A 24865-nucleotide genomic window follows, 5' to 3' on the forward strand; every position below is an offset into this window, starting at 1 on the left:
GGAATTCCCTGCTAGACCTGGCGCATGACCGGATATTCCCCTGACGTCACCGACTGGCGGATCCTTGAGGCGCTCCAGCGCGACGGCCGCGCGAGTTTCACCGAGCTCGCCCGCTCCGTGTCCATGTCCGCGAGCGCCGTCACCGAGCGGGTCCGCCGGCTGGAGGAGGCCGGAGTGATCACCGGCTACACGGCCGTGGTGGACCCGGAGAAACTCGGCAAATCGATCCTCGCGCTGGTGCGGCTGCGCTATCCGCACGGCAACTACCGGCCGTTCCACGACTTCCTGGAAACCACCCCCGAAGTCCTGGAGGCACACCACGTCACGGGCGATGACTGCTTCGTCCTCAAGGTCGCGGCCCGCTCGATGAGGCACCTGGAGGAGGTCACCGGCAGGATCTCGGGGCTCGGCCCGGTGACGACGAGCGTCGTCTACTCCTCACCGCTGCCGCGGCGCCCGCTCAGTCCGTGAGGGCCGCCGTGCGGTGGCGCACGACGGAGCCGCCGCGCTCCTTGACGACCTCCAGCTGGGTCTGGACCCGGGTCCGCAGGTCGGCGACGTGGCTGACGATGCCGACGCTGCGGTCCCGCTCGCGCAGCGAGTCGAGCACGTCGAGCACCTCGTCCAGCGCCTGGTCGTCGAGGCTGCCGAAGCCTTCGTCGATGAAGAGGGTGTCGAGGCGCGTGCCGCCCGCCTCGTCGGTGACCACGTCGGCGAGGCCGAGCGCGAGTGCGAGCGAGGCGAAGAAGGTCTCACCGCCGGACAGGGTGGCGGTGTCCCGCTCGCTGCCCGTCCACGCGTCGACGACGTGCAGCCCGAGGCCCGAGCGCCCCCGCCCGCCCGCTCTCGCGTCGGAGTGGACCAGGGTGTAGCGGCCGCCGGACATCCGCAGCAGCCGTACCGTGGCGGCCGCGGCCACCTGCTCCAGACGGGCGGCCAGCACGTAGGCCTCCAGACGCATCTTGCGCTCGTTGTCGGCGGAGGTGCCCGCGGTCAGTCCGGCCAGCCGGGCCACCCGGCCGTATTCCTCGCGCAGCGGCCCGAGCGCACGCAGTTCCTGCTCCATCTGGCGGGAGAGCCGGTCCAGTTCGGTGCAGCGGGCCCGGGCCGCGTCGTAGGCGGAGGCCGCCGTACGAAGCTTCGCCGCGGCCTGGACCGCGTAGGCCTCGGCGGTGTCCGGCGCGGCCGGGGGCAGCGCCGCCGCCTCGGCGGTGCCGCTCTCGCCGAGACGGTCCGCCAAAAGCGCCTCCTCGGCCTGCCAAGCATCCAACCGGTGCTGGAGAGCGGTGCGTTCGTAGTCGGGGAGGACCGCGTCGGCGGCGGCCTCGACGGTGTCGAAGCCGGCCTTGAAGGCGGCGTCGGCGAGCTGGGCGTCGGCCTCCTTCAGCCGGGCGGCGGCCGTCTCGGCCCGGCGCAGGCAGACCGCGGCACCGGCGACGGTCCTGACCCGGTCCTCCAAGGTTCGGGCACGGGCCGCGACGGTGGGCGCATCGCCCCGCACGAGGGCGAGTTCGGCCTCCAGCGAGGCCTGTTCCCGGTCCAGGGCCTCCCGGCGGGAGGCCCTGGCGGCGGCCCGGGTCTCTGCGTCGAGCCGATCGGCGCTACGCGTGGTGTACTCCCGTTCGGCCCGGGCGAGCCGCTCGCGGGCGGTGTGCAGGCCGGCGGCCGCGGCGTGGGCGGCGGCGTGGCGGGCGCTCAGGTCGGCGGTGAGACCAAGGAGTTCGGCGGTGGTGGCGTCGCCGGCGGCGGACGCCGCCTCGGCGCGGGCCTCCCGGGCGGCGGCCAGCCGGCGTTCGACGGCGGCCCGTGCCCGCTCGGCCCGTTCGAGGACGGCGTGGGCGGCGTCCTCGGCGGCGCGGTCCACATGGCCGGGGGCGGGGCGTGCCGGAGCGGGGTGCTCCGCCGATCCGCACACGCCGCAGGCTTCTCCGGCCACCAGCGCCTCGGCGAGCTCGGCGGCGATTCCGCGCAGCCGGGCCTCCTTCAGCTCCAGCCAGCTCTCCCGCGCGGCCGCCGACTCCTCGCGCAGGGCGAGCAGTTCGCCCTCGGCGCGCTCCTCCTCGGCGGCGAACCCGTCCCGCCGGCGGGCGGCGTTCAGGCTCATCCGGGCCGGTTCCAGCCGGCCGGCCAGCTGCTCCGCCAGGGTGGCGGCCTGCTGGGCGGCGTCCACCTTCTCCTGAAGGGCGGTGCGGGTCTCCTCCCAGCGCTCCAGCCACTCGGCGGACTCCTGGTGCTGTTCCTCCGCCGCCCGGGACTCCCGCTCCAGGTCGGCCCGTTCGCGGCCGATCCCGGCGCTGCGCTGCTCGGCGCGGTACGCGGCGCCGAGCGCGCCCAGTTCCTCGCGCAGCCGCTGCTCGACGCCAGCCAGCTGCTCGGCGCCCGCCTCCCGCAGCGGGGGCGGCAGTTCCGCCCGGGCGGCCGTCTCGGCGTGCGCGGCGGCGAGGTGTGCCGAGGAGGCCGCGCCGCGCAGCTCCAGGGCGGGGGCCACCAGCGCTCCGCGCCGGGCCCCGTCCAGCAGCCCGCGCACGCGCTCCCGCTCCGGCCCGGCCTCGGCGAGCAGCGCGGCGCGGCCGACGGTCTCCGCGTGCCGGCGCTGCAGCCGGTCGAGCTCGCGCGCTTCCTCGGCGGCCCGCCGGGCGGCGGCGTGCCGGCCTTCGACGGCGGCGAGCGCGTACGCGGCGACGTCGAGGCGGTCCCGGGCCGAGCAGCGGGCGACGGCCGCCCAGGCACGGACCGCTCCGGCCAGCCCGGGGTCTCCCGGCTGGTGTCCGGGCAGTGGCCAGGCCCGCAGGTCGGCGCTGTCCCCGGCGGCCTGGGCGAGCCGCTGGGCGGTGTGCAGCACCTTCTCGTCGCCGGCCCGGACCCGGGCCTCGGCGGCCCGGCGCCGCTCCCCGAGCAGGGTCTCCACGGCCGCGAACCGGCGGGTGTCGAAGAGCCGGCCCAGAAGCCGGCCGCGGGCCGCCTCGTCGGCGCGCAGGAACCGCGCGAACTCCCCCTGCGGCAGCAACACGACCTGGCAGAACTGCTCGCGGCTGATGCCGAGCAGCTGCTCGATCTCCTCGCCGATCTCCTGATGTGATCGGCTGAGCGCCTCCCAGCCCGCGCCGGTGCGCTCGCGCAGCCAACTCTGCGCTTTGTCCCTGGTGGTGCCCGTGCCCCGCTTCTTCGGACGCTCCTGCTCGGGGCGGCGGGTGATCTCCAGGCGCCGGCCGCCCGCGGTGAGTTCGAGGGTGACCTCGGTGGGGGTGCCGGCGGCGGCGTGGTCGCTGCGCAGGCTGGTGCCGGGGGCCTGGCGGGCGCCGGGCACCGAACCGTAGAGGGCGTAGCAGACGGCGTCGAGCACCGAGGTCTTGCCCGCACCGGTGGGTCCGTGCAGCAGGAAGATGCCGGCGCCGGAGAGGGCGTCGAAGTCGATCTCCTGGGGTGCGGCGAACGGCCCGAAGGCGGTGACGGCCAGCCTGTGCAGCCTCATCGGTGGATCTCCCGGTGGCTGTCGTCGGCGCGTACGTCGTCGAAGGCGCCCGCCAGGACGGCGCGTTCGGCCTCGTCCGGCCGGCCGCCGCCGCGCACGTGGGCGACGAAGTCCTCGGCGATCTGCTGGTCGGTGCGGCCGCGGAGCCGCTGGGCATAGGAGGCCCCGGTCTCCTCCCGGCGGCCCTCGGGGTCGAAGGCGAGAGTGAGGGTGTGCGGGAAACGGGCTGCGAGGCGGGCCATCGGCTCCTCGGGGCGTACCGGGTCGGTGAGGGTGGCCTCCACCCAGGCCTCTTCGTGCACGGTGTACGCGGGGTCGTCGAGCAGGTCGTCGATCCGTCCGCGCAGCCTCGCGAGGGCACGGGGTACGGGGGTGTCGACGCGCTCGGCGGCGGTGATCTCTCCCTGTGCGCCCAGTTCGATCATCCACATGCTCTTGCGGTGGCCGGCTTCGGAGAAGGAGTAGGCGAGCGGGGAGCCGGAGTAGCGGACCCGTTCGCTGATCGTCTGGCAGCCGTGGAGGTGGCCGAGGGCGGTGTAGTCGATCCCGTCGAAGACGGAGGCGGGGACGGCCTGAACGCCTCCGACGGCGATGTCCCGCTCGCTGTCGCTGGACTGCCCGCCGGTGACGAAGGCGTGCGCCAGGACGACGGAGCGGGTGCCGGGCGGGCGGCCGGCGAGATCGGCCCGGATCCGGTCCATGGCCGCGCCCAGGACCGCCTCGTGGCTGGCCTTCTGCGCGCCGAACTGGTCCTTGACCAGGGCCGGCTCCAGGTACGGCAGCCCGTACAGCGCCACGTCACCGTGCGCGTCGGCCAGGACCACCGGGTCGGCGCAGCCCGCCGGGTCGGTGCGCAGGTGGATCCCGGCGCGGTCGATCAGCCCGGCCCCGACCCCGATCCGGCGCGCGGAGTCGTGGTTCCCGGAGATCATGACGGTGGGCACGCCCAGCCGTGCGAGCCGGTGCAGCGCCCGGTCGTACAGCTCGACGGCGGGCAGCGGGGGCACGGCACGGTCGTAGACGTCTCCGGCGACGAGGACGGCGTCCACCTCGTGCGTGCGGACCGTCTCGACGAGGTGGTCCACGAAGGCGGCCTGGGCGCCGAGCAGGTTCACCCGGTGGAAGGCCCGGCCGAGGTGCCAGTCGGAGGTGTGCAGGAACTTCACTCGCCGGCCCCGCCGCACATACGGTCTCCCCCTGGTCGTCTCCCGCTCGCTGAACCCCTCTACGCTAACCCGTCCCCGGGGGCGCTCAGGGCGCGTACGTCTCCCCGCCGAGAGTGAGGGCGGCGCTGCCGGCCGTGGTGTCGGCGAGCCAGGCCTCGAAGGCGGGCAGGTCCGCCTCGGGGAGGGCGACCTCGATCTCGACGGCGGCCCCGTAGCGCAGGTCCACCACGGTCCGGCCGGTGGAGCGCAGGTCGTTCTGCGTCTTCCCGGCCCGCTGGTGGTCGACGGTGACGGTGGCCAGCCGGTAGCGCCGCCGGGTGACGGTGCCGAGCTCGTCGAGGGCCTCGCCGACGACTCCGCCGTAGGCGCGGATCAGACCTCCGGCGCCGAGTTTCACGCCGCCGTAGTAGCGGGTGACGACGGCGACGGCGTAGCGGACGTCCCGGCGCATGAGCATCTGCAGCATGGGCACCCCGGCGGTGCCGCCGGGCTCGCCGTCGTCGCTGGCCTTCTGGACGGCGGCGTCGGCACCGATGACGTAGGCGTAGCAGTGGTGCGAGGCGGTGGGGTGCTCCTTGCGGATCCGCGCGATGAAGTCCTGCGCCTCCGGCTCGGTCGCGGCCGGCGCGAGCGCGCACAGGAAGCGGGAGCGGTTGATCTCCGACTCGTGGACGCCCTCACGGGCCACCGTCACGTACTGGTCTGCCTTCACCGCTCCACCCTAGTCCGTGGCCGTCCCGCTGCGTTCGAACGGATCGACGGGGTGCGCGGCGCCCCGTCGGCCCTGCGGGAATGGGGCGCGCGCCTGTGCGGTTGATCCGGCTGAGCAGCAGCGGAAGACGACGGAAGACACCATCAGGAGGCGGCGCACGTGTACGGCGACCCGGCGGCCATTCGCAAGATCCTCACCGAGCTCGGCGACACCTGGGCCGTGGTGGGCCTCTCGAACAACCGCGACCGGGCGGCCTACGGGGTGGCCCGGGTGCTCCAGCAGTACGGCAAGCGGGTGGTCCCCGTGCACCCCAGGGCCGAGACCGTGCACGGCGAGCCGGGCTACGCCTCGCTGGAGGAGATCCCGTTCAAGGTCGACGTGGTGGACGTCTTCGTCAACAGCGGGCTGGCCGGAGCCGTGGCCGACCAGGCGGCCGCCGTCGGCGCCGAGGCGGTCTGGTTCCAGCTCGGCGTGATCGACGAGTCGGCCTTCGAACGGACCCGCGAGGCCGGGCTGACGATGGTGATGGACCGCTGCCCGGCGATCGAGATCCCGGCGCTCTAGCTTTCGCCGTTCCCGGTCGCGGTCGCGGCGCCGTGTGCGTGCGCCGTGGCCGCGGGCACCGGGGCGGACACCGGAGGGACCGACACCGCGAGGGTCATCTCCATCGGCACGGAACCTTCGTTGCGGTAGGCGTGCGGGAGGTTGGCCTCGAAGGCCGCCGCGGCCCCGGCGGGGACGTGGAACTCCTCGTCGCCGACGACCAGGGTCAGCGCACCGGCCGTGACGTGCAGCATCTCGACGGTGCCGGAGGGGTGCGGGACGGAGTCCGTGCCCTCCCCCGGCACCAGGTGCCAGGTCCACAGCTCCATGGGCCCGCGCTGGTCCGTGCCGATCAGCATGGTCGTCGAGCTGCCCGCCTCGCTCGACCAGATCCGCACCACCTGTTCCGGCGCGACGATCCGCACCCGGGGGCCGCGGTCGTGGTCGAGGAGCGCGGAGATGCTGACGCCCAGGGCGTCGGCCAGCCTGACGGTCGTGCCCACGCTGGGATTCGTGCGGGCCTGCTCGATCTGGATGATCATCCCGCGGCTCACGCCGGACCGGGCTGCCAGGGAGTCCAGGGTGAAGCCGCGCTCTGCGCGCCACCTCTTGAGGTTCCGGGCGAGCGCCTGGGTGAGCTGTTCGAGATCCGACACCATTCCGTCCAATATTTTGGATGCTGCGGTTCAACAGGGTGCACTACCGTGTTCCGTATTCGATGCTGCACTCCGGCGTTCACCGCACTGTACTGCGAGGCCCCTGATGACCGCCCTCTTCGCCCTGGCCACAGCCGTGCTGTGGGGTCTCGCCGACTTCGGCGGCGGGCTGCTGACCCGCAAGATACCGGCGCTCACCGTGGTGGTCGTCTCGCAGGTCGTCGCCGTCGTCGTACTCGGTGCCGTAGTCCTCGGCACGAGGGCCTGGCACGAGGCCGGCCCCCAGCTGTGGTTCGCCGTCGCCGCGGGTGTGGTCGGCCCGGTCGCCATGCTCAGCTTCTACAAGGCCCTGGCCCTCGGCCCGATGGGCGTGGTCTCACCGCTCGGCTCCCTCGGCGTGGTCGTGCCCGTCGCCGCCGGGCTGCTCCTGGGCGAGCGGCCCGGACCCGGCCAGTTCGCCGGCATCGCCGTGGCCGTCGTCGGCATCGTCCTCGCGGGTGGTCCCGAGCTGCGCGGCGCCCCCGTCCAGCGGCAGGCCGTGGTCCTCACCCTGGTGGCGGCCTTCGGCTTCGGGGCGGTGATGGCCTTGATCGCCCAGGCCTCCACCACCGTCACGGGGCTCTTCCTCGCCCTGTTCGTCCAGCGGGTCACCAACGTCAGCGTCGGCGGCGCGGCCCTGTGGGCGCAGACCCGGCGCGGTGTCCCCGCCCTCCCGGAGGGAACGCACCCGCGGATCCTGTGGGGGCTGCTGCCCGCACTCGCCTTCGTCGGCCTGGCAGACGTCGCGGCGAACGGCACGTACGCGGTCGCCGCCCAGAACGGCCCGGTCACCATGGCAGCCGTGCTCTCCTCCCTCTACCCGGTGATCACCGCGCTGGCCGCCTTCGCCGTCCTCAGGGAGCGGCTGCGCACCGTCCAGGCGGCGGGCGCCGGCCTGGCCCTCGCGGGAACGGTCCTGCTGGCCGCCGGCTGAGCCCCGAAGCCCGGAGCCGCCCGGCGTCCTACCGCTCGGCCTCGGCGAGCTCGGCCAGCCCGCGCAGCTGTTCCGGGGTCATGCCGTCGGGGATCGGCACCGGAGCGGGTGTCCGCAGCGGCGGCTGCCAGCCCGTCTCCGGCTGCCAGCGCCGCACGACCCGGGCCGGCGCACCGGCCACCACCGCGTGGTCGGGCACCTCGCCCCGCACGACCGCACCCGCGGCCACCACGACATTGCGGCCCAGTCGCGCGCCGGGCAGGATCACCGAGCCGGTACCGAGCCAGCAGCCGGGTCCGATCTCCACCGGTGCGCTGCGCGGCCACTGCCGCCCGACGGGCTCGTGCGGGTCGTCGTAGCTGTGGTTGGTGGACGTGATGTAGACGCCGGGACCGCAGAAGGTGTTCGACTCGATGGTGATGCGGGCGTCCGCGATGACGTGGCTGCCGCGGCCGATGACCACCCCGTCACCGAGCACCAGCATCGGTTCCGCGCCCAGGTCGAGATCCGGCATCATGCCGGCGGTGAGGGTGACCTGCTCGCCGATGATGCAGTGCGCGCCGAGCCTGATCCACCGCTCGCCGAAGACCGTGCCCTGCGGAAAGGCGAGGCGGGTGCCCTCGCCGATCGCACCGAACCGCAGCCGGCCGGGAGCCTGCGCGGTCACCGCACCGGCCTGCTGCATCCAGCGCCAGCCGGCGTGGACAGCCCGGCTCGCCAGTCTGCGGCGCAGGGCGGCCACAGATGAGAACGTGTTCTGTTTCTTCGGCACTCGGCCACGGTAGTGCGCCGGGCCTCCCCCGTCCGGACGACGGTCCTGTGATCTTCACCCCATCGCGGGCACCGTGCTCCCCGTGCCCTACGGTGCTGTTGGCGCGGCACCAGGACGGCAGACCCCAGACGGCGTACGACGGACGGCAGAGGAAGAGAACATGACGCACCAGGCGGCCCAGGCACTCGTGGCGGGTGTCGGGGGGAAGAACCCGGACATCGACCCCACGGCCTTCACCGCGCCCACCTCGGTCGTGGTCGGGGAGGTCACCCTCGCCGCCGGCGCCAGCATCTGGTATTCGGCGGTGCTGCGCGCCGACTGCGGCCCGATCGCGCTGGGCGCCGACAGCAACGTGCAGGACAACTGCACGCTCCACGTGGACCCGGGCTTCCCCGTGTCGATCGGTGAGCGCGTCTCCATCGGCCACAACGCCGTCGTGCACGGCTGCACCGTCGAGGACGACTGCCTGATCGGGATGGGCGCCACCCTCCTGAACGGCGCGGTGATCGGCGCCGGTTCCCTGGTCGCCGCGCAGGCGCTGGTGCCGCAGGGCATGGTCGTCCCGCCCGGTTCGCTGGTCGCGGGCGTCCCCGCGAAGGTGCGCCGCCGGCTGACCGAGGAGGAGCGCGAGCACATCCGGGGCAATGCCCTGATGTACGTGGAGTTGGCCAAGCAGCACCGCGCCTCGGTCACTCCCGGGGGTTAGGGCGTTCGCGGGAGTCCCGCCCGGCCCGCGACGCCCGGCGCGCACGCCCTCGGGCCGATCCGGCGGGCCACGGCCCGGGGTTTCGAGCCGCCGGGGCGGGCGGCCCCGTCACTCGCCGACGGTGGCGCGGGCCGCCGGCTGTGCGGGGATCTCCGCGCCGGCCGCCCCGGCGGACTCGGCCGCCTTCTTCATCCGGCTGCGCACCACCAGGGTCACGACGAGCCCGAACGCCACGGCGAGGCCCAGGGCCAGCCAGGAGAAGCGCTTCAGCCAGGGCTCCGCGACGATGCCGACCGAGTAGATGACGGCGGTGGTTCCGCCCGCCCAGAGGATCCCGCCGAGGACGTTCGCGACGAGGAACCGCCAGTACGGCATGTGCAGCACACCCGCCAGCGGTCCGGCGAAGATCCGCAGCAGTGCCACGAACCGGCCGAAGAAGACGGCCCACATGCCCCACTTCTCGAAGGAGCGTTCCGCCACAGCCACCTGCTGGGGGCCGAAGTGCTTCGGGAAGCGCCGGCCGAGCCGATCCAGCAGCGGTTTGCCGCCCCGGCGTCCGATGGCGTAGCCGATCGAGTCGCCCACGATCGCGCCGGTGATCGCGCAGAGCCCCAGTACGACGGGGTCGATGTCCCCGTGCTGGGAGGCCAGCAGTGCCGAGCTGACCAGGATGATCTCCCCCGGCAGCGGAATGCCGAGGCTCTCCAGGCCGATGACCAGACCCACCAGGAGATAGATGCTGACCGCCGGAATCGTCTCCAGCCATTCCTGGATGTGCACCGGTACGTCCTCCCGAGTCGTCCCCGGCGCGCCCCCTGTGACACGCCGAACGCGCAGCCTATCGGCTCCCCGGTTCGGCCTTTGACCTCAGAGGCAGTTCCCGCGAGGAACGTCCCACGAACACGTCACGGCGGCCGGCGCCCGGCACCCAGCCGTGCTTCTCGGGGTCCCACGACGACAGCGTCCGTGCGTCGATGTCGACGGTGACGCGCTGCGCCGCGCCCGGTGCCAGGGTGATCCGCCGGTAGCCGGCGAGTGCGCGGACCGGCTGGTCGAGCCGGAGCTCCGCCGAGGGGCCCACGTACACCTGGGCCACTTCCGTGCCCTTGCGGCGGCCGGTGTTGCGGACCGTGAACTCCACGCGCAGCCCGCCGCGCTGCGCCCGGACCGTGAGTTTCTCGTAGTGCCAGCTCGTGTAGGACAGGCCGTGTCCGAAGGGGAAGAGCGGGGCCTCCCGTTGGGCGTCGTACCAGCGGTGGCCCACGTGGACGCCCTCGGAGTACTCCTGCCGGCCGCCCACCCCCGGATAGCGCGCCGGGTGCCGGCCGACCGGGGTGGTCCGCTCGTCGGCCGGGAAGGTCTGGGTGAGGCGCCCTCCGGGGTCCACGTCCGCGAAGAGGATGTCGGCGGTGGCTCCGGCGCCTTCCTGCCCCGGGTAGTACATCTGGAGGACCGCCCCGGTGCGCGCGAGCCACGGCATGGTGGTGGCGGAGGAGGTGTTGAGCACGACCGTCGTACGAGGGTTCGCGGCGGCCACCGCCTCGATCAGCCGCTCTTGCCCGCCGGGAAGCGCCAGTGAGGTGCGGTCGCTGCCCTCGGTGGAGTCCTCGTAGGCGAACAGGACCACGCTGCGGGCCGCCTTCGCGGTGCGCACCGCCTCGGCGACGTCCGCGGCCCGGATCGCCCCGCTGACGTGCCGCAGGCGGAAGCGCTGTCCCTTGTCCCCGCCGGCGGCGCTCACGGCGAGCCGGTGCGTGCCGGCCTTGAGCGTGAGGGTGCGGCGGCGCACGGCCATGCCGTCGGGTGCGCAGCCGAGCAGTCCGCCCGCGTAGTGCTCGGCCACGCCTTGCCGGACGGGGAACAGCTCCTCCCCGTCGAGCCGTACGCCGGGCCGCTTCCCGGTGTAGTGGACCAGCAGGGTCCACTCGTCGTCGGCCGCCAGGCGGAAATCGCCCTCGTACGTCCAGATGCGACCGGGACCGACCTCGCGGACCTCCAGGTCGGCGGCCGGGGTGAGCAGCCCCGCGGGGAACGGCCGCCCGTACAGGTCCTCGCCGAGGGCGTGGCGGACGGTCGCTCCGGTCCCGGCCCGGCGCCGGATGGCCGTGAGCGGGGCGGCCGCTCCGTCGGGGACCACGTGCGAACTGCCCCCGCCGCCGGTGAACGGGATCTGGGCGGTGGGGCCGATCACCGCGATCGAGCGGGCCGCGGCCCCGGTCAGCGGCAGGGTGCCGTGTTCGTTGCGGAGCAGCACGGCACCGGCGGCAGCCACCTTGCGCGCGACCCCGGGCGCCTGCCGCGGCATCGCGCGGGGAGCGGGCGGGCTGCCGGGCCGCGAGCAGCCCGAAGCGGTCCATGGTGGTCAGGATCCGGCGCACGGCCTGGTCCACGGCGGCTTCCGGCACGGAGCCGCCGCGCACCGCCTCTCGCGCAGCGGCCCGCCGAAGTGGGTTCCGCCGGGCATCTCCATGTCGAGGCCGGCGCGGATGGCGGCGACGGTGCTGTGCGCGGCGCCCCAGTCGGAGACCACCCAACCGTCGAAGCCCCAGCTGCTCCGCAGCAGTTCGTCGAGCAGTGGCCGGCTCTCGCAGGCGTGGACTCCGTCGACCTTGTTGTGGGCGCCCATCACGGCGCCCGCGCCGGCGGCTACGGCGGCCTCGAAGCCCCGCAGCTCGGTCTCGTGCAGCGGCTGCTCGCCGACGGTCACGTCGACGGTGTCGCGGCCGTGTTCCTGGTTGTTGAGGGCGAAGTGCTTGACGGCGGCGATGAGGCCCTCGTCCTGGATGCCGCGGACGAGCTCGCCGGCCAGGTCGGCGGTGAGCAGCGGGTCCTCGGCGAAGGTCTCGAAGTTCCGGCCTCCGTACGGCGTGCGGATGAGGTTGACCAGGGGGGCCAGCACGACGTCCTGGCCGAGGGCCCGACCCTCGCGGCCGATGACGCGTCCGTACGCGCGGGCCAGCGCCGGGTCGAAGGCGGAGGCGAGCAGTACTGGCGCGGGCAGTGCGGTGGCGGGCCGGTCGACCCGCACCCCGGCCGGCCCGTCGGCGAAGCACAGGGGCGGGATGCCCAGTCGCGGCACGCCGGGCAGGTACCCGGCCCCGCCCCGGTGGGCGGGGTCGGGGGCCCCGTGCAGCAGGGCGGTCTTCTCCTCGAGGGTGAGCAGCTCCAGCAGGGCGTCGATTCGGGCGGCGCCCCCCGTACCGGTCCCGCTGCCTGCGGCGGGTGCGGCCGGTGCGCCGCCGGTGGGCCCGCGCAGGCTCCCGGGCGGCGGCCCGGCGGGAGCGCAGCCGCCCACTCCGAGGACTCCGCCCGCCGCTGCGATCAGCCGCATCGCCGAACGTCGTGACACGTCCTCGCTCATGGGTGCTCCCTGCGGCGTGGGTCGGGGGGAGCGGCCCGCGCCGGACCGCTCCCCCAGCCACTGTGGGCCGCGTGTCCGCGGGCCCGGCCGAGACGCGCCACCGGGGCGCCGAGGTTCAGCCCTCCGGCAGGGGCGGCAGGCTGTCAGGGGTGCGCCGGGGCTCGTCCTGGCTCTGGATGCGCGCCTCGGTGCGGTGTCCGCGCGCGATGTAGTCCCGTACGACGGCCTCCACCGCGTCCTGCGGGGAGCCGACCCCGGCGAGCACCATCACCTCCACCACGAGTTCGGCGTCGAGGCTGATGTTGACCTTGGCCACGATTACCCCCTCCATCGTCCGTCGTGCCAGGACTCTAGCGCCGGAAGCGGTACGTGCCCGCCACCCCATGGGCGACGGGCACGTACCGGACGGGACGCTATGCGTTCGGGCGCAGGGTCCAGACGACGGTCATCTCCCCGGTCACGGCCTCGTCCTCGCGCTGGATGGCGATGGTGACCGGGAACTCGGGGCGGCCGCCCGCGTCGAGCTCGGCCACGACCTCGGCGGCCGGGCGGCCGAGGGTCGCGGTGGCGGTGACGACGCCCTTGGCGAGCTTCTTGTAGCCGATCTCGGCCTTCACGGCGAGGGGCACGGCCCGGGAGAGCTGTTCGCCGAAGGCGGCCAGGACGATGGCGCCGCTCGCGGACTCGGCGAGGGTGAACATGGCACCGGCGTGCGGGCCGCCGACGTGGTTGTGGAAGTCGGGCTGATCCGGAAGCCGGACGACCGCACGCTCGGGGGTGGTCTCCAGGAACTCGAGGTTCAGGGTCCGGGCCATCGGCACGGTCGCGGCGAGCAGTTCGCCCACGTTCATCTGGTCTGCGCTCATAGAACGCGATGTTACCCACGAGTAGGCAGGATTGGCCAGGGCTCCCCAGGGGGCGGCCGTGGCTCCCCGGGGGGCCTCCCACTATCGTTACCGGCCATGTGGCCAGGACAGCAGCAGCCGCCCGGGGGCGAGCAGAACCCCCAGGACGCGCATCAGAACCCGTACGCGCAGCCGCCGGGACAGCCCGCGCAGCCGAACCCGTACCAGCAGCAGCCGGGTTACGGATACCCGCAGCAGCCCGGCTACCAGCAGCAACCGGGCTACCAGCAGCCGCAGAGCACCCCGGGCCAGCCCTGGGGACAGCCCCAGGCACCGCAGCAGGCCCAGCCCTCCGGCGGCAGCGCGTACTCGACGAAGACCGTGGCCATCGTCGCGGCCGCCGCGGTCGTCGTGGCGGCGGCCGCGACCGGCGCATACGTCCTGACCCGGGACGACAAGAAGACCGAGGCCGACGGCAAGCCGGCCACGAGCTCCTCCGCACCCGCCGAGGAGCCCGCCCCGGCCGGCAGCAGCCCCAACCCGCGGGCCGGCGGCGCCCTGCAGCCCGTCATCCCGGGGTGGAAAGTCGTCACCAACACGAAGTACAACGTCGCCTACGACGTACCCCCGGAGTGGAACGTCAACGACCCCGGCGTCTCGCTGTACTACGACGACGAGGTCAAGAACGACGGCAAGCCGGTCATCACCATGTCCGGCACCGCCACCCTCAAGCGGGAGTGGTGCACGGTCGACAAGGACGCCGACGGCAATCTCGAAAAGTTCTCGATCGCGGACGCCGGCGTCAAGGGAGCCCAGGGCGCCAAGGACACCGCCCAGGCCGCGACCGACAACACCGGCACCTGGGTGTGGGCGGGCTTCGCCCAGAAGGAGCCGAAGGGAACGGTCAAGGTGACCGACCCCAAGGAGTTCACGACCGCTTCCGGGATCAAGGGCCACATGGTCGTCGCGACTGCGCCCAACGTGAAGAAGGAGCACAAGTGCTCCACCGACGGCAAGGCGGTCGGCTTCGCCTTCCGCAACGCCGCCGGCGACTTCGCCAGCTTCGCCCTGATCACCGCGGCCGGCGTGAAGGAAGAGGTCCCCACCGAGGTTTCCGACAAGATCCTCAGCTCCATCCGGCTCACCACCGGATGATCTGCGGCGCACGGCGCCCCGGCCCGGACCGGTAATCCATTTGGACTTCCCCGGCCGGGCCGGGGATAGTCCGGGAGTGAGTTCTCCCCCCGACGCACCGCACCGTACCCCGGCGCCCCGCCACAGCCGCGGCCGACCGGAGTGGGCGGGCCGCAACTACACCCTGCTCACGGGCGCGGCGGTGGTCACGAACCTCGGCAGTCACGGGGCGCTCATCGCCTCCGCCTTCGCCGTCCTGGAGGCCGGCGGCTCGGGTGGCGACGTGGGACTGGTCGCCGCCGCCCGCACGCTGCCGCTCGTCCTCTTCCTGCTCGTCGGGGGCGCCGTGGCCGACCGCCTGCCGCGCCACCGCGTGATGGTCGCCGCCAATGCCCTGAACTGCCTCTCGCAGGCCGTCTTCGCCCTGCTCGTCCTCACCGGTGACCCGCAGCTGTGGCAGATGATGCTGCTGACGGCGCTGTGCGGCACCGGTACGGCCTTCTTCAACCCGGCGGCCGAGGGCATGCTCCTCTCCACCGTCTCCGGCGAACACGCCAACCGCGCCTTCGCCCTCTTCCGCCTGGCCGTGAACGGCGCCGGCATCGGCGGAGCGGCCCTCGGCGGGGCCATGATTGCCGCGATGGGCCCGGGCTGGGTGCTGGCCGTGGATGCCGCCGCCTTCGCGATCGCCGGGGCCCTGCGCGCCTTCCTCGACGTCGGCCACACCCCCGACCGGTCACCCGGCGGCGGCCTGCTGGCCGACCTGAGGGAGGGCTGGGTGGAGTTCCGCACCCGGCCCTGGCTGTGGAGCATCGTGCTCCAGTTCTCCGTCGTCGTCGCCGTCGTCGGCGCGGCGGAGGCGGTCTACGGTCCGCTGGTCGCCCGGGACCGGCTGGGCGGGCCGGCTCCCTGGGGTCTGGCCCTGGCACTGTTCGGCGTCGGCACCATCGCCGGGGCCGTCCTGATGATCGCGTGGAAACCGCGGAGGCTGCTGCTGGTCGGCACGCTGTGCGTGTTCCCGCTCGCGCTGCCGTCGGCGGGACTCGCGGTGCCGCTGCCGGTGTGGGCGCTGTGCGCGGTGATGTTCGTCAGCGGAGCCGCGATCGAGGTCTTCGGCGTGAACTGGATGACGACGATGCACCAGGAGATCCCGGAGGAGAAGTTCTCCCGGGTCTCCGCCTACGACTGGTTCGGCTCGGTGTCGATGCTCCCGCTGGCCACGGCCCTGGCCGGGCCCGCCGAATCCTCCTTCGGCCGCACCGAGGCGCTGTGGGGCTGCGCATCCCTGGTCGTCGTGGTCACCGCTCTGGTCCTGCTGGTCCCGGACGTGCGCCGGATGACGCGCAAGCCGCCCGTCCGCCCGACCGGGGGCCCCGTCGCCTTCGAGCCGGCCGCCACGCCGTCCGCGCCCGTCCCGGCCCCGTTCACGACACCGTTCCCGTCCGCGGACCCGTCCTCGTCCTCGTCCGACATCACCCCAGGCTGAAGGCGCCCTCCGGCGGAGCCGGCGAGGGGGTCGCGTCCGCATCCGGTACGGGCACCGCGCCCCTGGCGAAGCGGGCCAGGCCGGCACCGTGTTCGACGCGGGCGGGAAAGGCGTCGGACGCGCACCGGCGGGCCAGCGTCACCACGTCCAGCGGGGCGTCGGAGGCCAGCAGCACGGCGTTCCCGAAGCGCCGCCCCCTCAGCACCGACGGTTCGGCGAGCAGGGCGAGCTCCGCGAAAGCGGCGCCGAAGGTGGCCAACTGTGCCCGCAGGAAGTCGAAGGGCGCCCCATCGGCCAGATTCGCCGCGTACAGCCCGCCGGGCCGCAGCACCCGCGCGGCCTCCCGCGCGTACTCCAGCGAGGTCAGCTGCGCCGGGACCCGCGAGCCGCCGAACACGTCGGCCACCACCACGTCCGCACTCCCCCGCGGCGCCGCCTCCAGCCAGGCCCGGGCGTCGGCGGTGTGCACGGTGATCCCGGACCCCTCCGGCAGCGGCAGGTGCTCGGCCACCAGCTCGACCAGGCCGGCGTCGAACTCCACCACCGCCTGCCGGGAACCGGCACGGGTGGCCGCGGCGTAGCGGGGCAGGGTGAGGGCCCCGCCACCCAGGTGCAGCAGGTCCAGCGGGAGCCCGGGCTCCGCCGCGCAGTCCAGGACGTGCCCGAGGCGGCGGACGTACTCGAATTCCAGGTGCTGCGGATCGTTCAGGTCCACATAGGACTGAGGGGCCCCGTCGACGGTCAGCAGCCAGGCCCGTTCCCGGTCGATGTCCGGCATCAGCTTGGCGGTTCCCTGGCCCACGTCCCGGGTCACCGGGATCCGTTCGTCGCTCACCGCTCCATTGTCCGGCAGGCCCCGGGACCCCGGAGGCCGGGTCCGGGTCCGGGGCCCGCCGGTCCCCCGGGCGTGTGGTCCTCCAGCCCGGACGTCAGTCCGGGCCGCCCGACCACACGGCCGCGGCCGCGGCCGTGTGCTGCGCGGCCTGCGCCAGGCCGGCCCGGGCCGCCGGGTCCCGCCGGGCCGGATCCAGTACGTTGCGCCCGAAAGCCTTGCGGGCCGTGGCCGACGGGGTGATGAGCAGGACCTTCGCCCCCGCCTCGCGCAGCCGGGCCGCCTGGGCGGCCGGTGCGGGGACGAGCCCGGAGCCGAGTGCGATCGGGGCGATGACCACCACCCGGGCGTATCCGGCGGCAAGGTCCGCGTTAGTGGCGGAACGGACACCTCCGTCGATGAAGCGGCGTTCGCCGACGGTCACCGGGGGCCATACCCCGGGCACCGCGCAGCTCGCCGCCACCGCGTCGACCAGCCCGCTGCCGTCCTCCCGGTCGAAGGCCCGGAGCTCACCGCTGAGCGCGTCCACGGCGGTGACCACGAACCGCCGCTCGGGCCACTCGTGCGAGACCAGCCGGGCCGCGAGCACCTCGCGGCGGTCCGCCTCGGGGCCGGTGTCCGCCGCCAGGGCCATGGCCCCCACCCGGCGGCGGTAGGCGGTGGCGTCGCTGCGCGAGCGCACCATCGCCAGCGCGTACCGGGCGAAGACGGCCGCCCCCAGCTTTGCGGCCGCCTCCCCCGCCGCGTCGCCGAGTTGGCGCTCGTACAGCTCCTGGGGGCTGAACCGCCCGGAGGCGAGCTGGGCGCCGACCACCGAGCCGGCCGAGGTGCCCACGATCAGGTCGGCGGTGGTGAGGTCCACTCCCGCGCGGGCGAGGCCGTAGAGGATTCCGCACTCCCAGCCGATGCCGGTCAGTCCGCCGCCGCCCAGCACCAGCGCCGTGTCGCCGCCCATGCCCGCCCGCCCCCTTGGTCGTGTCCGCGTGCCTGTGGTGACGGCAGTCTGGCGCAGCCATCCTGCCGTCACCACAGCGGGGTCCGGGTCGGCCGGGTCAGTCCAGGACGGCCGTCACCGTCCCGGCGCCGACCGTCCGTCCGCCCTCCCGGATCGCGAAGCCGAGCCCTGCCTCCAGCGGGACCTCCCGCCCGAGCTCGACGGTCATGGTGACCGTCTCGCCGGGCCGGGCGATGCCCGCAACGCCCAGGTCCACGTCCCCCACCACGTCGGCGGTGCGGATGTAGAACTGCGGCCGGTAGCCGGTGGCCACCGGGGTCGTGCGGCCGCCTTCGCGCCCGGAGAGCACGTAGACCTGTGCGCTGAAGCGCCGCTTCGGCCGCACGCTGCCGGGGGCGGCCACCACGTGCCCGCGGCGCACGCCGTCGCGTGGTACCCCGCGCAGCAGCAGCGCGACGTTGTCCCCGGCCTCGGCGGACTCCATCGGCTTCCCGAAGGTCTCCAGGCCGGTGACGACCGTCTCGGACGGCTCGCCGTCTCCGCCCAGGAGCGCGACGCGGTCGCCGAGGCGCACGCTGCCGCGCTCGACGGCGCCGGTCACGACCGTCCCGCGCCCGGTGATGGTCAGCACGTTCTCCACGGGCAGCAGGAACGGCGCCCGCGTGTACCGCACGGGCGTGGGTACGTACGTGTCCACCGCGTCCAGCAGCGCCTCGATCGCCCCGGTCCACCGGGGGTCGCCCTCCAGCGCCCCGAGCCCGGAGACCCGTACGACGGGTGCGCCCTCACCGCCGTAGCCGTGCGCGGTGAGCAGTTCGCGCACCTCCAGCTCGACGAGGTCGGTCAGCTCGGGGTCCCCGGCGTCGGCCTTGTTGATCGCGACGACGATGTGGTCGACGCCGACCTGGCGGGCGAGGAGCACGTGCTCGGCGGTCTGTGGCATGACCCCGTCGAGCGCGGAGACGACGAGGATCGCGCCGTCGAGCTGCGCCGCTCCTGTGACCATGTTCTTGATGTAGTCCGCGTGCCCCGGCATGTCGACGTGGGCGTAGTGGCGGGTGTCGGTCTCGTACTCGACGTGGGTGAGGTTGATGGTGATGCCGCGCCGGGCCTCCTCGGGGGCCCGGTCGATGCGGTCGAAGGGCACGAAGGACGCGCCACCGCGCTCGGCGAGGACCTTGGTGATGGCGGCGGTGAGAGTGGTCTTGCCGTGGTCGACGTGTCCCATGGTGCCGATGTTGAGGTGCGGCTTGGTCCGCACGAAGGCCGTCTTGGCCATGATCTCTTCCCGTTGCTCGAAGCGTGGACGGGACCCCTGAACCGAGCCGACCCTCCCCCTGCGGGGTCCGCCGGACGATCCGGGAAGGGTCAGCTTCGTGCGCCGTCGAAGGCGGCCTGGACGGTTGCGTCCGGGAATGCGGCAGCCTTCGGCGCGTCCGCGACTGCGGACGGCGCTGCGGGGAAGGCGAACCGGGACATGGGCCGATACTCGCGGACCGTTCCGCCTCCGTCGAATGATTTACGGGTGAACCGGCCGGAGGTCAGAGGTTCTTGAGGGCCTCGCGCACGGACAGCGGGGACAGAGCGGCGCGTTCGGCGTCGACGAAGGCGCGCACCGCGTCGGGGTCCGTCTTCGCGTACTCGCGCAGGGCCCAGCCGATGGCCTTGCGGAGGAAGAAGTCCGGGTGGCCGGCCTGGTGGCGGCAGTAGGCGAAGAGCCGTCCGACGTCGGTGGTGCCCTTGCGGCGGAGCTGGTGGAGGAGGGCGGTGCGGGCGAGCCACGGGTCCTCGCTCCCGATCCATTCGTCCATCACCGGGGCGAGGTCCGGGTCGGCTGCCACCAGCGGGCCGACCGTGTGCGCGGCGAGCAGGTCGACGGTGTCCCACCAGGGGACGGTGGTGATCAGGTGCCGGGCGACCGGGAGCAGCCCGGAGGAGCACCGGACGACGTGGCGGCGCAGGTAGTCCACCGCGAAGTAGTGGTACTCCCGCTCGGGGAGCCGCCAGCAGCGCAGTGCGAGCGCCGCGACGTCCGCCTCGGAAGGCCGGGGAGTGTTCTTCGTCACTGCCCTGGACAGCTCCCGGCGCAGCGGTGCGGGGATGCCGAGGAAGGGCGCCACGTGCTGCATGTAACCGGTCATGGCCTCGGCCCGCGCGGGATCGGCCGCGGGCACGTACGCCCCGGTCAGCCGCTCCAGCAGGGTGCCGGCCAGGGTGCTGCGGGGAACCCTGGGGGGTCGCCCGTCGTTCGATGGCATGAGGCCCAGATTACGGCGCGATGACGCATGGCTGGGCTAGTCTCCCGGGATGTCCCTCCTCCTCTCGCCGTGGGCCCGGCTGGCGCTGCTCGTCGTGCTGCTCGCAGCGGCCGGCGCGTGCGTGCTGGTCTACGAACCCCAGCGGATCCTCTCGGAGGGCTGGCCGCCGGGACTCCCGGTGGGCACGGCCGTCGTGTTGTTCGCGACCGTGTACGGCGTGTGTTCGGCGGCGTTCGTGCCGCGCCCGCTGCTCAACCTGGCCGCGGGAGCCGTCTTCGGCACGCAGTTCGGCGTCGTCGCGGCGGTGGGGGGCACCGTGCTGGGCGCGGGGATCGCCTTCGGGCTGGGCCGGGCGATGGGCCAGGAGGCTTTGCGTCCGCTCCTGCGCGGGCGCTGGCTGGAATCGGCGGACGGACAGCTCAGCCGGCACGGGTTCCGCTCGATGCTGGCGGTGCGCCTCTTCCCCGGCGTGCCCTTCGTGGTGGCCAACTACTGCGCGGCGGTATCCCGCTGCGGCTGGGCTCCCTTCCTGCTCGGGACGGCGCTCGGCGTGGTCCCGAACACCACGGCCTACGTGATCGCGGGGGCCAGTGCCTCCTCCCCCGGATCCCCCGCGTTCCTCGTCTCGTTCGGCTTCATCGTGGTCTCCGTGGTGGCCGCGGGGGTCGTGGGCTGGCGCAGAAGGCACCGTCTGGCGCCCCCTCGGTCCGGCGGGCCGGCGTACGAACTGGCCTCCGGACACCCCCCAGTGGTCAGTGGCGCTTCGCACGGGCCCTAGCATCGGACCCGAACTGCCCGACGATCACAAGGACGAGCGCACCCCGACATGAGCTGGTTCGAATCCCTAATCCTCGGTCTCGTCCAAGGGCTTACGGAGTTCCTCCCGATTTCCTCCAGCGCCCACCTGCGGCTGACCGCGGCATTCGCCGGCTGGCACGACCCAGGAGCGGCCTTCACGGCCATCACCCAGATCGGCACCGAGGCCGCCGTTCTGATCTACTTCCGCAAGGACATCGCGCGGATCGTCTCCACCTGGTTCCGTTCCCTGTACACGAAGGCCCTGCGCTCCGAGCAGGACGCGAAGATGGGCTGGCTGGTGATCGTGGGCTCGCTCCCGATCGGCATCCTCGGCCTCGCCTTCAAGGACGCGATCGTCGGTCCGGCCCGCGACCTGCGGCTGACGGCCACGACCCTGATCGTGATGGGCATCGTGCTGGGCGTCGCCGACCGGCTGGCCGCGCGCGACGAGGAGGGCGGCCGGCACCGGGCGATCCGCGAGCGCAAGACGCTCCAGCAGCTGGGCGTCAAGGACGGCCTGATCTTCGGCTTCTGCCAGGCGATGGCTCTGATCCCGGGTGTCTCCCGCTCCGGTGCGACGATCTCCGGCGGTCTGCTGCTGGGCTTCACCCGCGAGGCGGCGGCCCGTTACTCCTTCCTGCTCGCCATCCCGGCCGTGCTGGCCTCGGGCGCCTTCGAGATCAAGGACGTGATCGAGGAGCCGGGCCACATCTCCTGGGGTCCGACGGTCTTCGCGACGGTCATCGCCTTCTGCGTGGGCTACGCCGTGATCGCGTGGTTCATGAAGTTCATCACCACCAAGAGCTTCATGCCCTTCGTGATCTACCGGATCCTGCTCGGCATCGTGCTGTTCGTGCTGATGGGCACGGACGTGCTGAGCCCGCACGCGGGCGAGTCCGGCAGCTGAAACCGGGCCGCGCAGGTAGCGCTGTCCAGCATTTCCCAGCGCCTGATTGCAGCACCGCACCATGATCATTTCCTGCCCACCAAGGAGACCGGGAAACGAGCAGCCAGAGGTGCGCACCTGCGAAGTCGGAAGCAGAAAGGAGGGCCCGCACAGCAGCTGACGCTGGGCCCTCCTACGTGGCGACCGGCCCCGGTCGGTCGAGGCTGAGACGCGCCAGCAGGCCCTGGACACGGCCGGCGAGCGCCTCCTCCGGGTCCGGGCTGATGGTGGCAAGTGCCGCTGCGGCCGTCACGATGACGTCGCTCGGCCCCTTCTCGACAAGCCGCCAGCGCGGGCGGTGGGGAAGTCGAGGGTGTAGCTGTCGGGGTTCCCGTTGCCGGCCAGGCCCATGAGCTTGCCGGAGCTGGTCCAGCTGCCGAATCCGAGGTGTTCGGCGACGGTCTCGTAGAACCAGCCCAGCGACTGGCTGAACGGGAACTGGTGATCGGTCGCGTCCAGCTGCTCGGCGAGCGGGAAGCTGCCGCCACAATGGGAGGCATGCCCTCCAGCCCACACCACCCCGCACCCACGTCGAAGAACCTCTCGGGCACGGACGCCGAGGACCTCGCGCTGTACCGGGAGAAGTTCCGGTGCCGTCTGCCGGAGTCGCTGGACGAGTTGCACGGCCCGACCCAGGGGGTCGTCGAGCTGCCGCTGCACATGGCCTGGTCCGGGATGACCTCGTACGACCTGGGCAAGCCGCGCCAGCGCCTGGGCCTGTACCGCGCTGTCTTGCATGAGGGCCTGCACGACGACCTGCCCCGCTACCTCAACCAGGACCTGCTCCTCCAGCTGTGGCCGGTGCTGCGCACTCTCGTCGGCCGCACCGTGCACACCGTGTGGGAGGACGCCTTCGCTCAGCTCGCCTCCCGCACCCAGGCAGCCGCGTGACGGACATGCCGGAGCTGCACGCGCGGCTCCTGGCGGATCTGATCGCCCTCGGCTCCCCGTATCCCCTGGTCCTCACTGGCGGGTATGCCGTGCGGGCGCACCGCCTCGTGAACCGCCCCAGCCAGGACCTCGATGTCGCCACCGAGAACCCGGCGCCCATGGCCGACATCGCAGCCACGCTCCGCGCCGGCCTGGAAGCCCGCGGCTGGAAGGTGCACGCGCTGGAGACCGCCCCGCTGTCCGCCCGCTTCACCGTGACCGACCCGGCCACCGGGCAGGACTGCGAGGTCGACGTCCTCAAGGAGATCTTCTGGCGGCCGGTCGCCCAGAGCCCGTACGGGCCCGTCCTCGCGGAGGACGTGATCGGGACCAAGGTCCGCGCCCTCTCCGACCGCGGAGCGCCCCGCGACCTGATCGACGTGTTCGCAGCCTCCCGCCGTTGGAGCGGCTCGTCCATGGACCACGTCGTCCGGATCCCCGCCGAGATGATCACTGGCGTCCGGCGCGTCGGACCCACACGGGCCGAGTGAGAGGTCCGGTCGCTCGACTACGCTGATACCAGCGTTGGGCCCGCGTCCGCGATCCGGGATGAAGGCCCCTGACCTCTTCGAGGCGCCTGGAGGAAACCGTGACCGCCGAACTCCCCGACTGGATGATCCCGCCCAGGATCAGCGGCTGGGAAGCCGATGACCTCGACCGCCTCGCCCAGGCGCCGCGGCACACCGAACTCATCGACGGAGCCCTGATCTTCATGATGTCGCCGCAGCGGTCCTGGCACGCCCGGCTGGTGGAGAACCTGACCTTCGCCCTGCGCCAGGCCGCCCCCGACGGGTTCGACGCCGAGCGAGAGATGACCGTCCGGCTCGACAAGAAGAGCCGCCCCGAGCCCGACATCCTGCTCACCACCGCCTCCTACGACCCCGACCGGACCTGGTACGCGCCCGAGGACGTCGCCCTGGTCATCGAGGTCGTCTCGGAGGAGTCGGCGGACCGCGACCGGTCCCTGAAGCCCTTCAAGTACGCACAGGCCAGGATCCCCCACTTCTGGCGCGTCGAGGACGAGGCCGGCGCCCCCACCGTCCACACCTACGAACTCGACGTCATGACCAGCAGCTACGTGGCCACCGGCATCCACCGCAACCGGTTGAAGGTCTCCGTCCCCATCCCCCTCGACATCGACCTCCACAGCCTCGTGCCCTGACTCTCTGCCGGACGCCGGGGCACGGTTTCACGAGCTGCGAGCCGCCTCACGACCCCGCAAGGACGAAGGCGAACGGTTCGCGGGGCTCGTAGCGGCCGGTCACATCGCCGACCAGGTTGTCGGCGGTCGGGTCGAGGCGGGCGGCGGGGGTGAAGTCGACGTTGTCGAGGCGGTTCCAGACGATGTCGGGGCTGAAGGAGGCTCGAAGGCGTAGACGCGATGAGTGAGCGAGGGTGCGCCAGATTGACATGGAGATGTTCGGGTGGCCGCCTCCGTCGTGCCCGGCAGCGGCAGGGCGCCGCCGAACACCTCGTACCGTTTCAGATGGTCCAGCTGCTGATCAAGCGGCGGGGGCGCGGGCCCGCCCGGGGGCGCCGCGGTCGACCAGGACTGTCCCTTGAAGGTCTGGTTGATCGACTCGATGACCTGCCGCAGCGGCTTGAGCAGATGCGCCCCGGCCCGCTCGGCTTCTCCCTTGCGGGCCGACCGTAACAGCACCAGCTCACGCTCGGTCAGGTCTGGCTCGAACTCGCGGCCGTAGTAGTTCTTGTCACCGGTGATCGTCTGCCGGGAGTGGGAGGCCCGTCACGTCCGGCGCGGTGTCGAGCATGTCGCGCAACGTCTCGCGCTCGTCGGCCTTGGCACCGGCCAGTGCGAACAGCACGGGCAGCCCGCCGACCGTGCACACCTGGTGCAGCCGTAGTCCCCAGAAGTACCGGGAGTGCGACGTGCAGTAGCCGTACTGCGCCAAGCCGGCCAGGTCGGAGCGCTTCGCGGTCTCTCGCGAGCACAGCCGACCGGGGTGGAGTCGACCACCCAGGCATCGCCGCTCCACAGCGTGGTGTCCGCCGCCAGGATCCGGATCATGCGGGTGAGCAGCGACGAGGCCGCTCGCAGCCGCTTGTTGTATCCGGACTGGCCGGGTACGGAGGGGAACATGCCGCGGAAGTCCGCCGCGAGACGGCGCAGCCAGCGCCGCTCGGAGGTGTAGCCGAGCAGCACCGACTACGGCGAGGGTGAGCAGTTCGGAGTCACTGAGCGTGGGTGCGATCCCGACCGCCGGGCGCCACGGGGCAAGTTCCGGCGAAGCCTGCAACGTGTCGTCGATCCGGACGTAGAGTGCCGTTGCGAGGGTGTTCAGGTCGTTCGTCACAGACT

The 24865-nt window shown here is 73.2% G+C and carries 26 protein-coding genes and 2 pseudogenes; 11 read left to right on the forward strand and 17 right to left on the reverse strand.

Annotated features, from left to right (window positions below; translation table 11 throughout):
• Positions 1 to 24 precede the first annotated feature (24 nt).
• Positions 25 to 471 carry an Lrp/AsnC family transcriptional regulator gene (locus R4Z63_RS04305; protein ID WP_037929144.1) on the forward strand — a complete coding sequence of 149 codons (447 nt, stop codon included), beginning with the start codon at positions 25 to 27 and terminating at the stop codon, positions 469 to 471.
• On the opposite strand, the gene R4Z63_RS04310 is transcribed toward R4Z63_RS04305, so the two are convergent.
• The 3 genes from R4Z63_RS04310 to R4Z63_RS04320 form a co-directional block, all read right to left on the reverse strand.
• Positions 461 to 3472, reverse strand: coding sequence for an AAA family ATPase (locus R4Z63_RS04310; protein ID WP_384449482.1), 3012 nt, complete (start codon positions 3470 to 3472; stop codon positions 461 to 463). The two genes, R4Z63_RS04305 and R4Z63_RS04310, sit on opposite strands and share 11 nt — an antisense overlap.
• Positions 3469 to 4638, reverse strand: coding sequence for an exonuclease SbcCD subunit D (locus R4Z63_RS04315; protein WP_384449479.1), 1170 nt, complete (start codon positions 4636 to 4638; stop codon positions 3469 to 3471). Before R4Z63_RS04315 ends, R4Z63_RS04310 begins: the two co-directional genes overlap by 4 nt.
• A gap of 85 nt (positions 4639 to 4723) precedes the next feature.
• Positions 4724 to 5350 carry a YigZ family protein gene (locus R4Z63_RS04320; RefSeq protein WP_384449476.1) on the reverse strand — a complete coding sequence of 209 codons (627 nt, stop codon included), beginning with the start codon at positions 5348 to 5350 and terminating at the stop codon, positions 4724 to 4726.
• Between the two features lie 159 nt (positions 5351 to 5509).
• On the opposite strand from R4Z63_RS04320, the gene R4Z63_RS04325 reads away from it, so the two are divergent.
• Positions 5510 to 5914: a CoA-binding protein gene (locus tag R4Z63_RS04325; protein WP_384449473.1), complete on the forward strand. Its 405-nt coding sequence runs from the start codon at positions 5510 to 5512 to the stop codon at positions 5912 to 5914.
• Here R4Z63_RS04325 and R4Z63_RS04330 read toward each other — a convergent pair.
• Entirely contained in the window at positions 5911 to 6549 is a 639-nt protein-coding gene (locus R4Z63_RS04330; RefSeq protein ID WP_384449610.1) for a helix-turn-helix domain-containing protein, read from the reverse strand. The genes R4Z63_RS04325 and R4Z63_RS04330 overlap by 4 nt on opposite strands.
• 106 nt (positions 6550 to 6655) lie before the next feature.
• Between R4Z63_RS04330 and R4Z63_RS04335 the strand changes: the two genes are divergently transcribed.
• Complete coding sequence (locus R4Z63_RS04335; protein WP_037929153.1) at positions 6656 to 7522, forward strand: DMT family transporter; 867 nt, start codon at positions 6656 to 6658, stop codon at positions 7520 to 7522.
• Between the two features lie 28 nt (positions 7523 to 7550).
• Here R4Z63_RS04335 and R4Z63_RS04340 read toward each other — a convergent pair whose 3' ends face one another.
• Entirely contained in the window at positions 7551 to 8294 is a 744-nt protein-coding gene (locus tag R4Z63_RS04340; protein ID WP_384449469.1) for an acyltransferase, read from the reverse strand.
• Positions 8295 to 8454: 160 nt separating this feature from the next.
• On the opposite strand from R4Z63_RS04340, the gene R4Z63_RS04345 reads away from it, so the two are divergent.
• The gene (locus R4Z63_RS04345) at positions 8455 to 9000 is read left to right on the forward strand and encodes a gamma carbonic anhydrase family protein (RefSeq protein WP_037929160.1); all 546 of its coding nucleotides are present in this window, start codon (positions 8455 to 8457) and stop codon (positions 8998 to 9000) included.
• 108 nt (positions 9001 to 9108) lie between these two features.
• Here the strand turns inward: R4Z63_RS04345 and R4Z63_RS04350 are convergent, their stop codons facing one another.
• The 5 genes from R4Z63_RS04350 to R4Z63_RS04370 form a co-directional block, all read right to left on the reverse strand.
• Entirely contained in the window at positions 9109 to 9780 is a 672-nt protein-coding gene (locus R4Z63_RS04350) for a DedA family protein (protein WP_037929161.1), read from the reverse strand.
• 58 nt (positions 9781 to 9838) lie between these two features.
• Positions 9839 to 11272, reverse strand: coding sequence for a glycoside hydrolase family 3 C-terminal domain-containing protein (locus R4Z63_RS04355; RefSeq protein ID WP_491522514.1), 1434 nt, complete (start codon positions 11270 to 11272; stop codon positions 9839 to 9841).
• Positions 11273 to 11362: 90 nt separating this feature from the next.
• Positions 11363 to 12361, reverse strand: a complete 999-nt coding sequence (locus tag R4Z63_RS04360) for a glycoside hydrolase family 3 protein (RefSeq protein WP_491522515.1) — start codon at positions 12359 to 12361, stop codon at positions 11363 to 11365.
• Positions 12362 to 12476: 115 nt separating this feature from the next.
• Positions 12477 to 12677, reverse strand: coding sequence for a type II toxin-antitoxin system VapB family antitoxin (locus R4Z63_RS04365; protein ID WP_037929162.1), 201 nt, complete (start codon positions 12675 to 12677; stop codon positions 12477 to 12479).
• A gap of 97 nt (positions 12678 to 12774) precedes the next feature.
• On the reverse strand, positions 12775 to 13227 hold the full coding sequence (locus R4Z63_RS04370) for a DUF4442 domain-containing protein (RefSeq protein WP_172671416.1): 453 nt from the start codon (positions 13225 to 13227) through the stop codon (positions 12775 to 12777).
• A 96-nt stretch (positions 13228 to 13323) separates the two neighbouring features.
• Here R4Z63_RS04370 and R4Z63_RS04375 point away from each other — a divergent pair, with 96 nt between their 5' ends.
• Together R4Z63_RS04375 and R4Z63_RS04380 are read left to right on the forward strand one after the other, a co-directional pair.
• On the forward strand, positions 13324 to 14361 hold the full coding sequence (locus R4Z63_RS04375) for a DUF8017 domain-containing protein (protein ID WP_384582105.1): 1038 nt from the start codon (positions 13324 to 13326) through the stop codon (positions 14359 to 14361).
• A gap of 76 nt (positions 14362 to 14437) precedes the next feature.
• Positions 14438 to 15826 (forward strand): MFS transporter, encoded by a 1389-nt coding sequence (locus R4Z63_RS04380; protein WP_384449458.1) that lies wholly within the window; start codon positions 14438 to 14440, stop codon positions 15824 to 15826.
• On the opposite strand, the gene R4Z63_RS04385 is transcribed toward R4Z63_RS04380, so the two are convergent.
• From R4Z63_RS04385 to R4Z63_RS04400, 4 genes are all read right to left on the reverse strand, one after another.
• Positions 15813 to 16604, reverse strand: coding sequence for a spermidine synthase (locus R4Z63_RS04385; protein ID WP_384449607.1), 792 nt, complete (start codon positions 16602 to 16604; stop codon positions 15813 to 15815). The two genes, R4Z63_RS04380 and R4Z63_RS04385, sit on opposite strands and share 14 nt — an antisense overlap.
• A 151-nt stretch (positions 16605 to 16755) precedes the next feature.
• Entirely contained in the window at positions 16756 to 17613 is an 858-nt protein-coding gene (locus R4Z63_RS04390) for a patatin-like phospholipase family protein (protein WP_384449455.1), read from the reverse strand.
• Positions 17614 to 17710: 97 nt separating this feature from the next.
• On the reverse strand, positions 17711 to 18892 hold the full coding sequence (gene tuf, locus R4Z63_RS04395; protein WP_384455078.1) for an elongation factor Tu: 1182 nt from the start codon (positions 18890 to 18892) through the stop codon (positions 17711 to 17713).
• A gap of 262 nt (positions 18893 to 19154) precedes the next feature.
• Positions 19155 to 19871: a DNA alkylation repair protein gene (locus tag R4Z63_RS04400; RefSeq protein ID WP_384455077.1), complete on the reverse strand. Its 717-nt coding sequence runs from the start codon at positions 19869 to 19871 to the stop codon at positions 19155 to 19157.
• 49 nt (positions 19872 to 19920) lie between these two features.
• On the opposite strand from R4Z63_RS04400, the gene R4Z63_RS04405 reads away from it, so the two are divergent.
• A complete protein-coding gene (locus R4Z63_RS04405; protein ID WP_037929188.1) occupies positions 19921 to 20649 on the forward strand; it encodes a TVP38/TMEM64 family protein in 729 nt (242 codons plus the stop codon).
• 48 nt (positions 20650 to 20697) lie between these two features.
• Positions 20698 to 21576, forward strand: coding sequence for an undecaprenyl-diphosphate phosphatase (locus R4Z63_RS04410; RefSeq protein WP_037929191.1), 879 nt, complete (start codon positions 20698 to 20700; stop codon positions 21574 to 21576).
• Between the two features lie 288 nt (positions 21577 to 21864).
• Here the strand turns inward: R4Z63_RS04410 and R4Z63_RS04415 are convergent, their stop codons facing one another.
• The gene (locus R4Z63_RS04415) at positions 21865 to 22134 is read right to left on the reverse strand and encodes a carbamoyltransferase N-terminal domain-containing protein (protein WP_384827130.1); all 270 of its coding nucleotides are present in this window, start codon (positions 22132 to 22134) and stop codon (positions 21865 to 21867) included.
• On the opposite strand from R4Z63_RS04415, the gene R4Z63_RS04420 reads away from it, so the two are divergent.
• The 3 genes and pseudogenes from R4Z63_RS04420 (at position 22114) to R4Z63_RS04430 (ending at position 23707) form a co-directional block, all read left to right on the forward strand.
• Positions 22114 to 22506 carry a hypothetical protein gene (locus tag R4Z63_RS04420; RefSeq protein WP_384455073.1) on the forward strand — a complete coding sequence of 131 codons (393 nt, stop codon included), beginning with the start codon at positions 22114 to 22116 and terminating at the stop codon, positions 22504 to 22506. The two genes, R4Z63_RS04415 and R4Z63_RS04420, sit on opposite strands and share 21 nt — an antisense overlap.
• 5 nt (positions 22507 to 22511) lie before the next feature.
• Positions 22512 to 22979 (forward strand): annotated as a pseudogene (locus R4Z63_RS04425) (nucleotidyl transferase AbiEii/AbiGii toxin family protein); the annotation flags it as partial.
• Between the two features lie 179 nt (positions 22980 to 23158).
• Positions 23159 to 23707, forward strand: a complete 549-nt coding sequence (locus tag R4Z63_RS04430; RefSeq protein ID WP_384455081.1) for a Uma2 family endonuclease — start codon at positions 23159 to 23161, stop codon at positions 23705 to 23707.
• 46 nt (positions 23708 to 23753) lie between these two features.
• On the opposite strand, the gene R4Z63_RS04435 is transcribed toward R4Z63_RS04430, so the two are convergent.
• Together R4Z63_RS04435 and R4Z63_RS04440 are read right to left on the reverse strand one after the other, a co-directional pair.
• Positions 23754 to 23957: a hypothetical protein gene (locus tag R4Z63_RS04435; protein WP_384455087.1), complete on the reverse strand. Its 204-nt coding sequence runs from the start codon at positions 23955 to 23957 to the stop codon at positions 23754 to 23756.
• 140 nt (positions 23958 to 24097) lie between these two features.
• Positions 24098 to 24860, reverse strand: a pseudogene (locus R4Z63_RS04440) (IS982 family transposase); the annotation flags it as partial.
• Between the last annotated feature and the right edge of the window lie 5 nt (positions 24861 to 24865).

Source organism: Streptomyces sp. PL-29 (assembly GCF_058344425.1).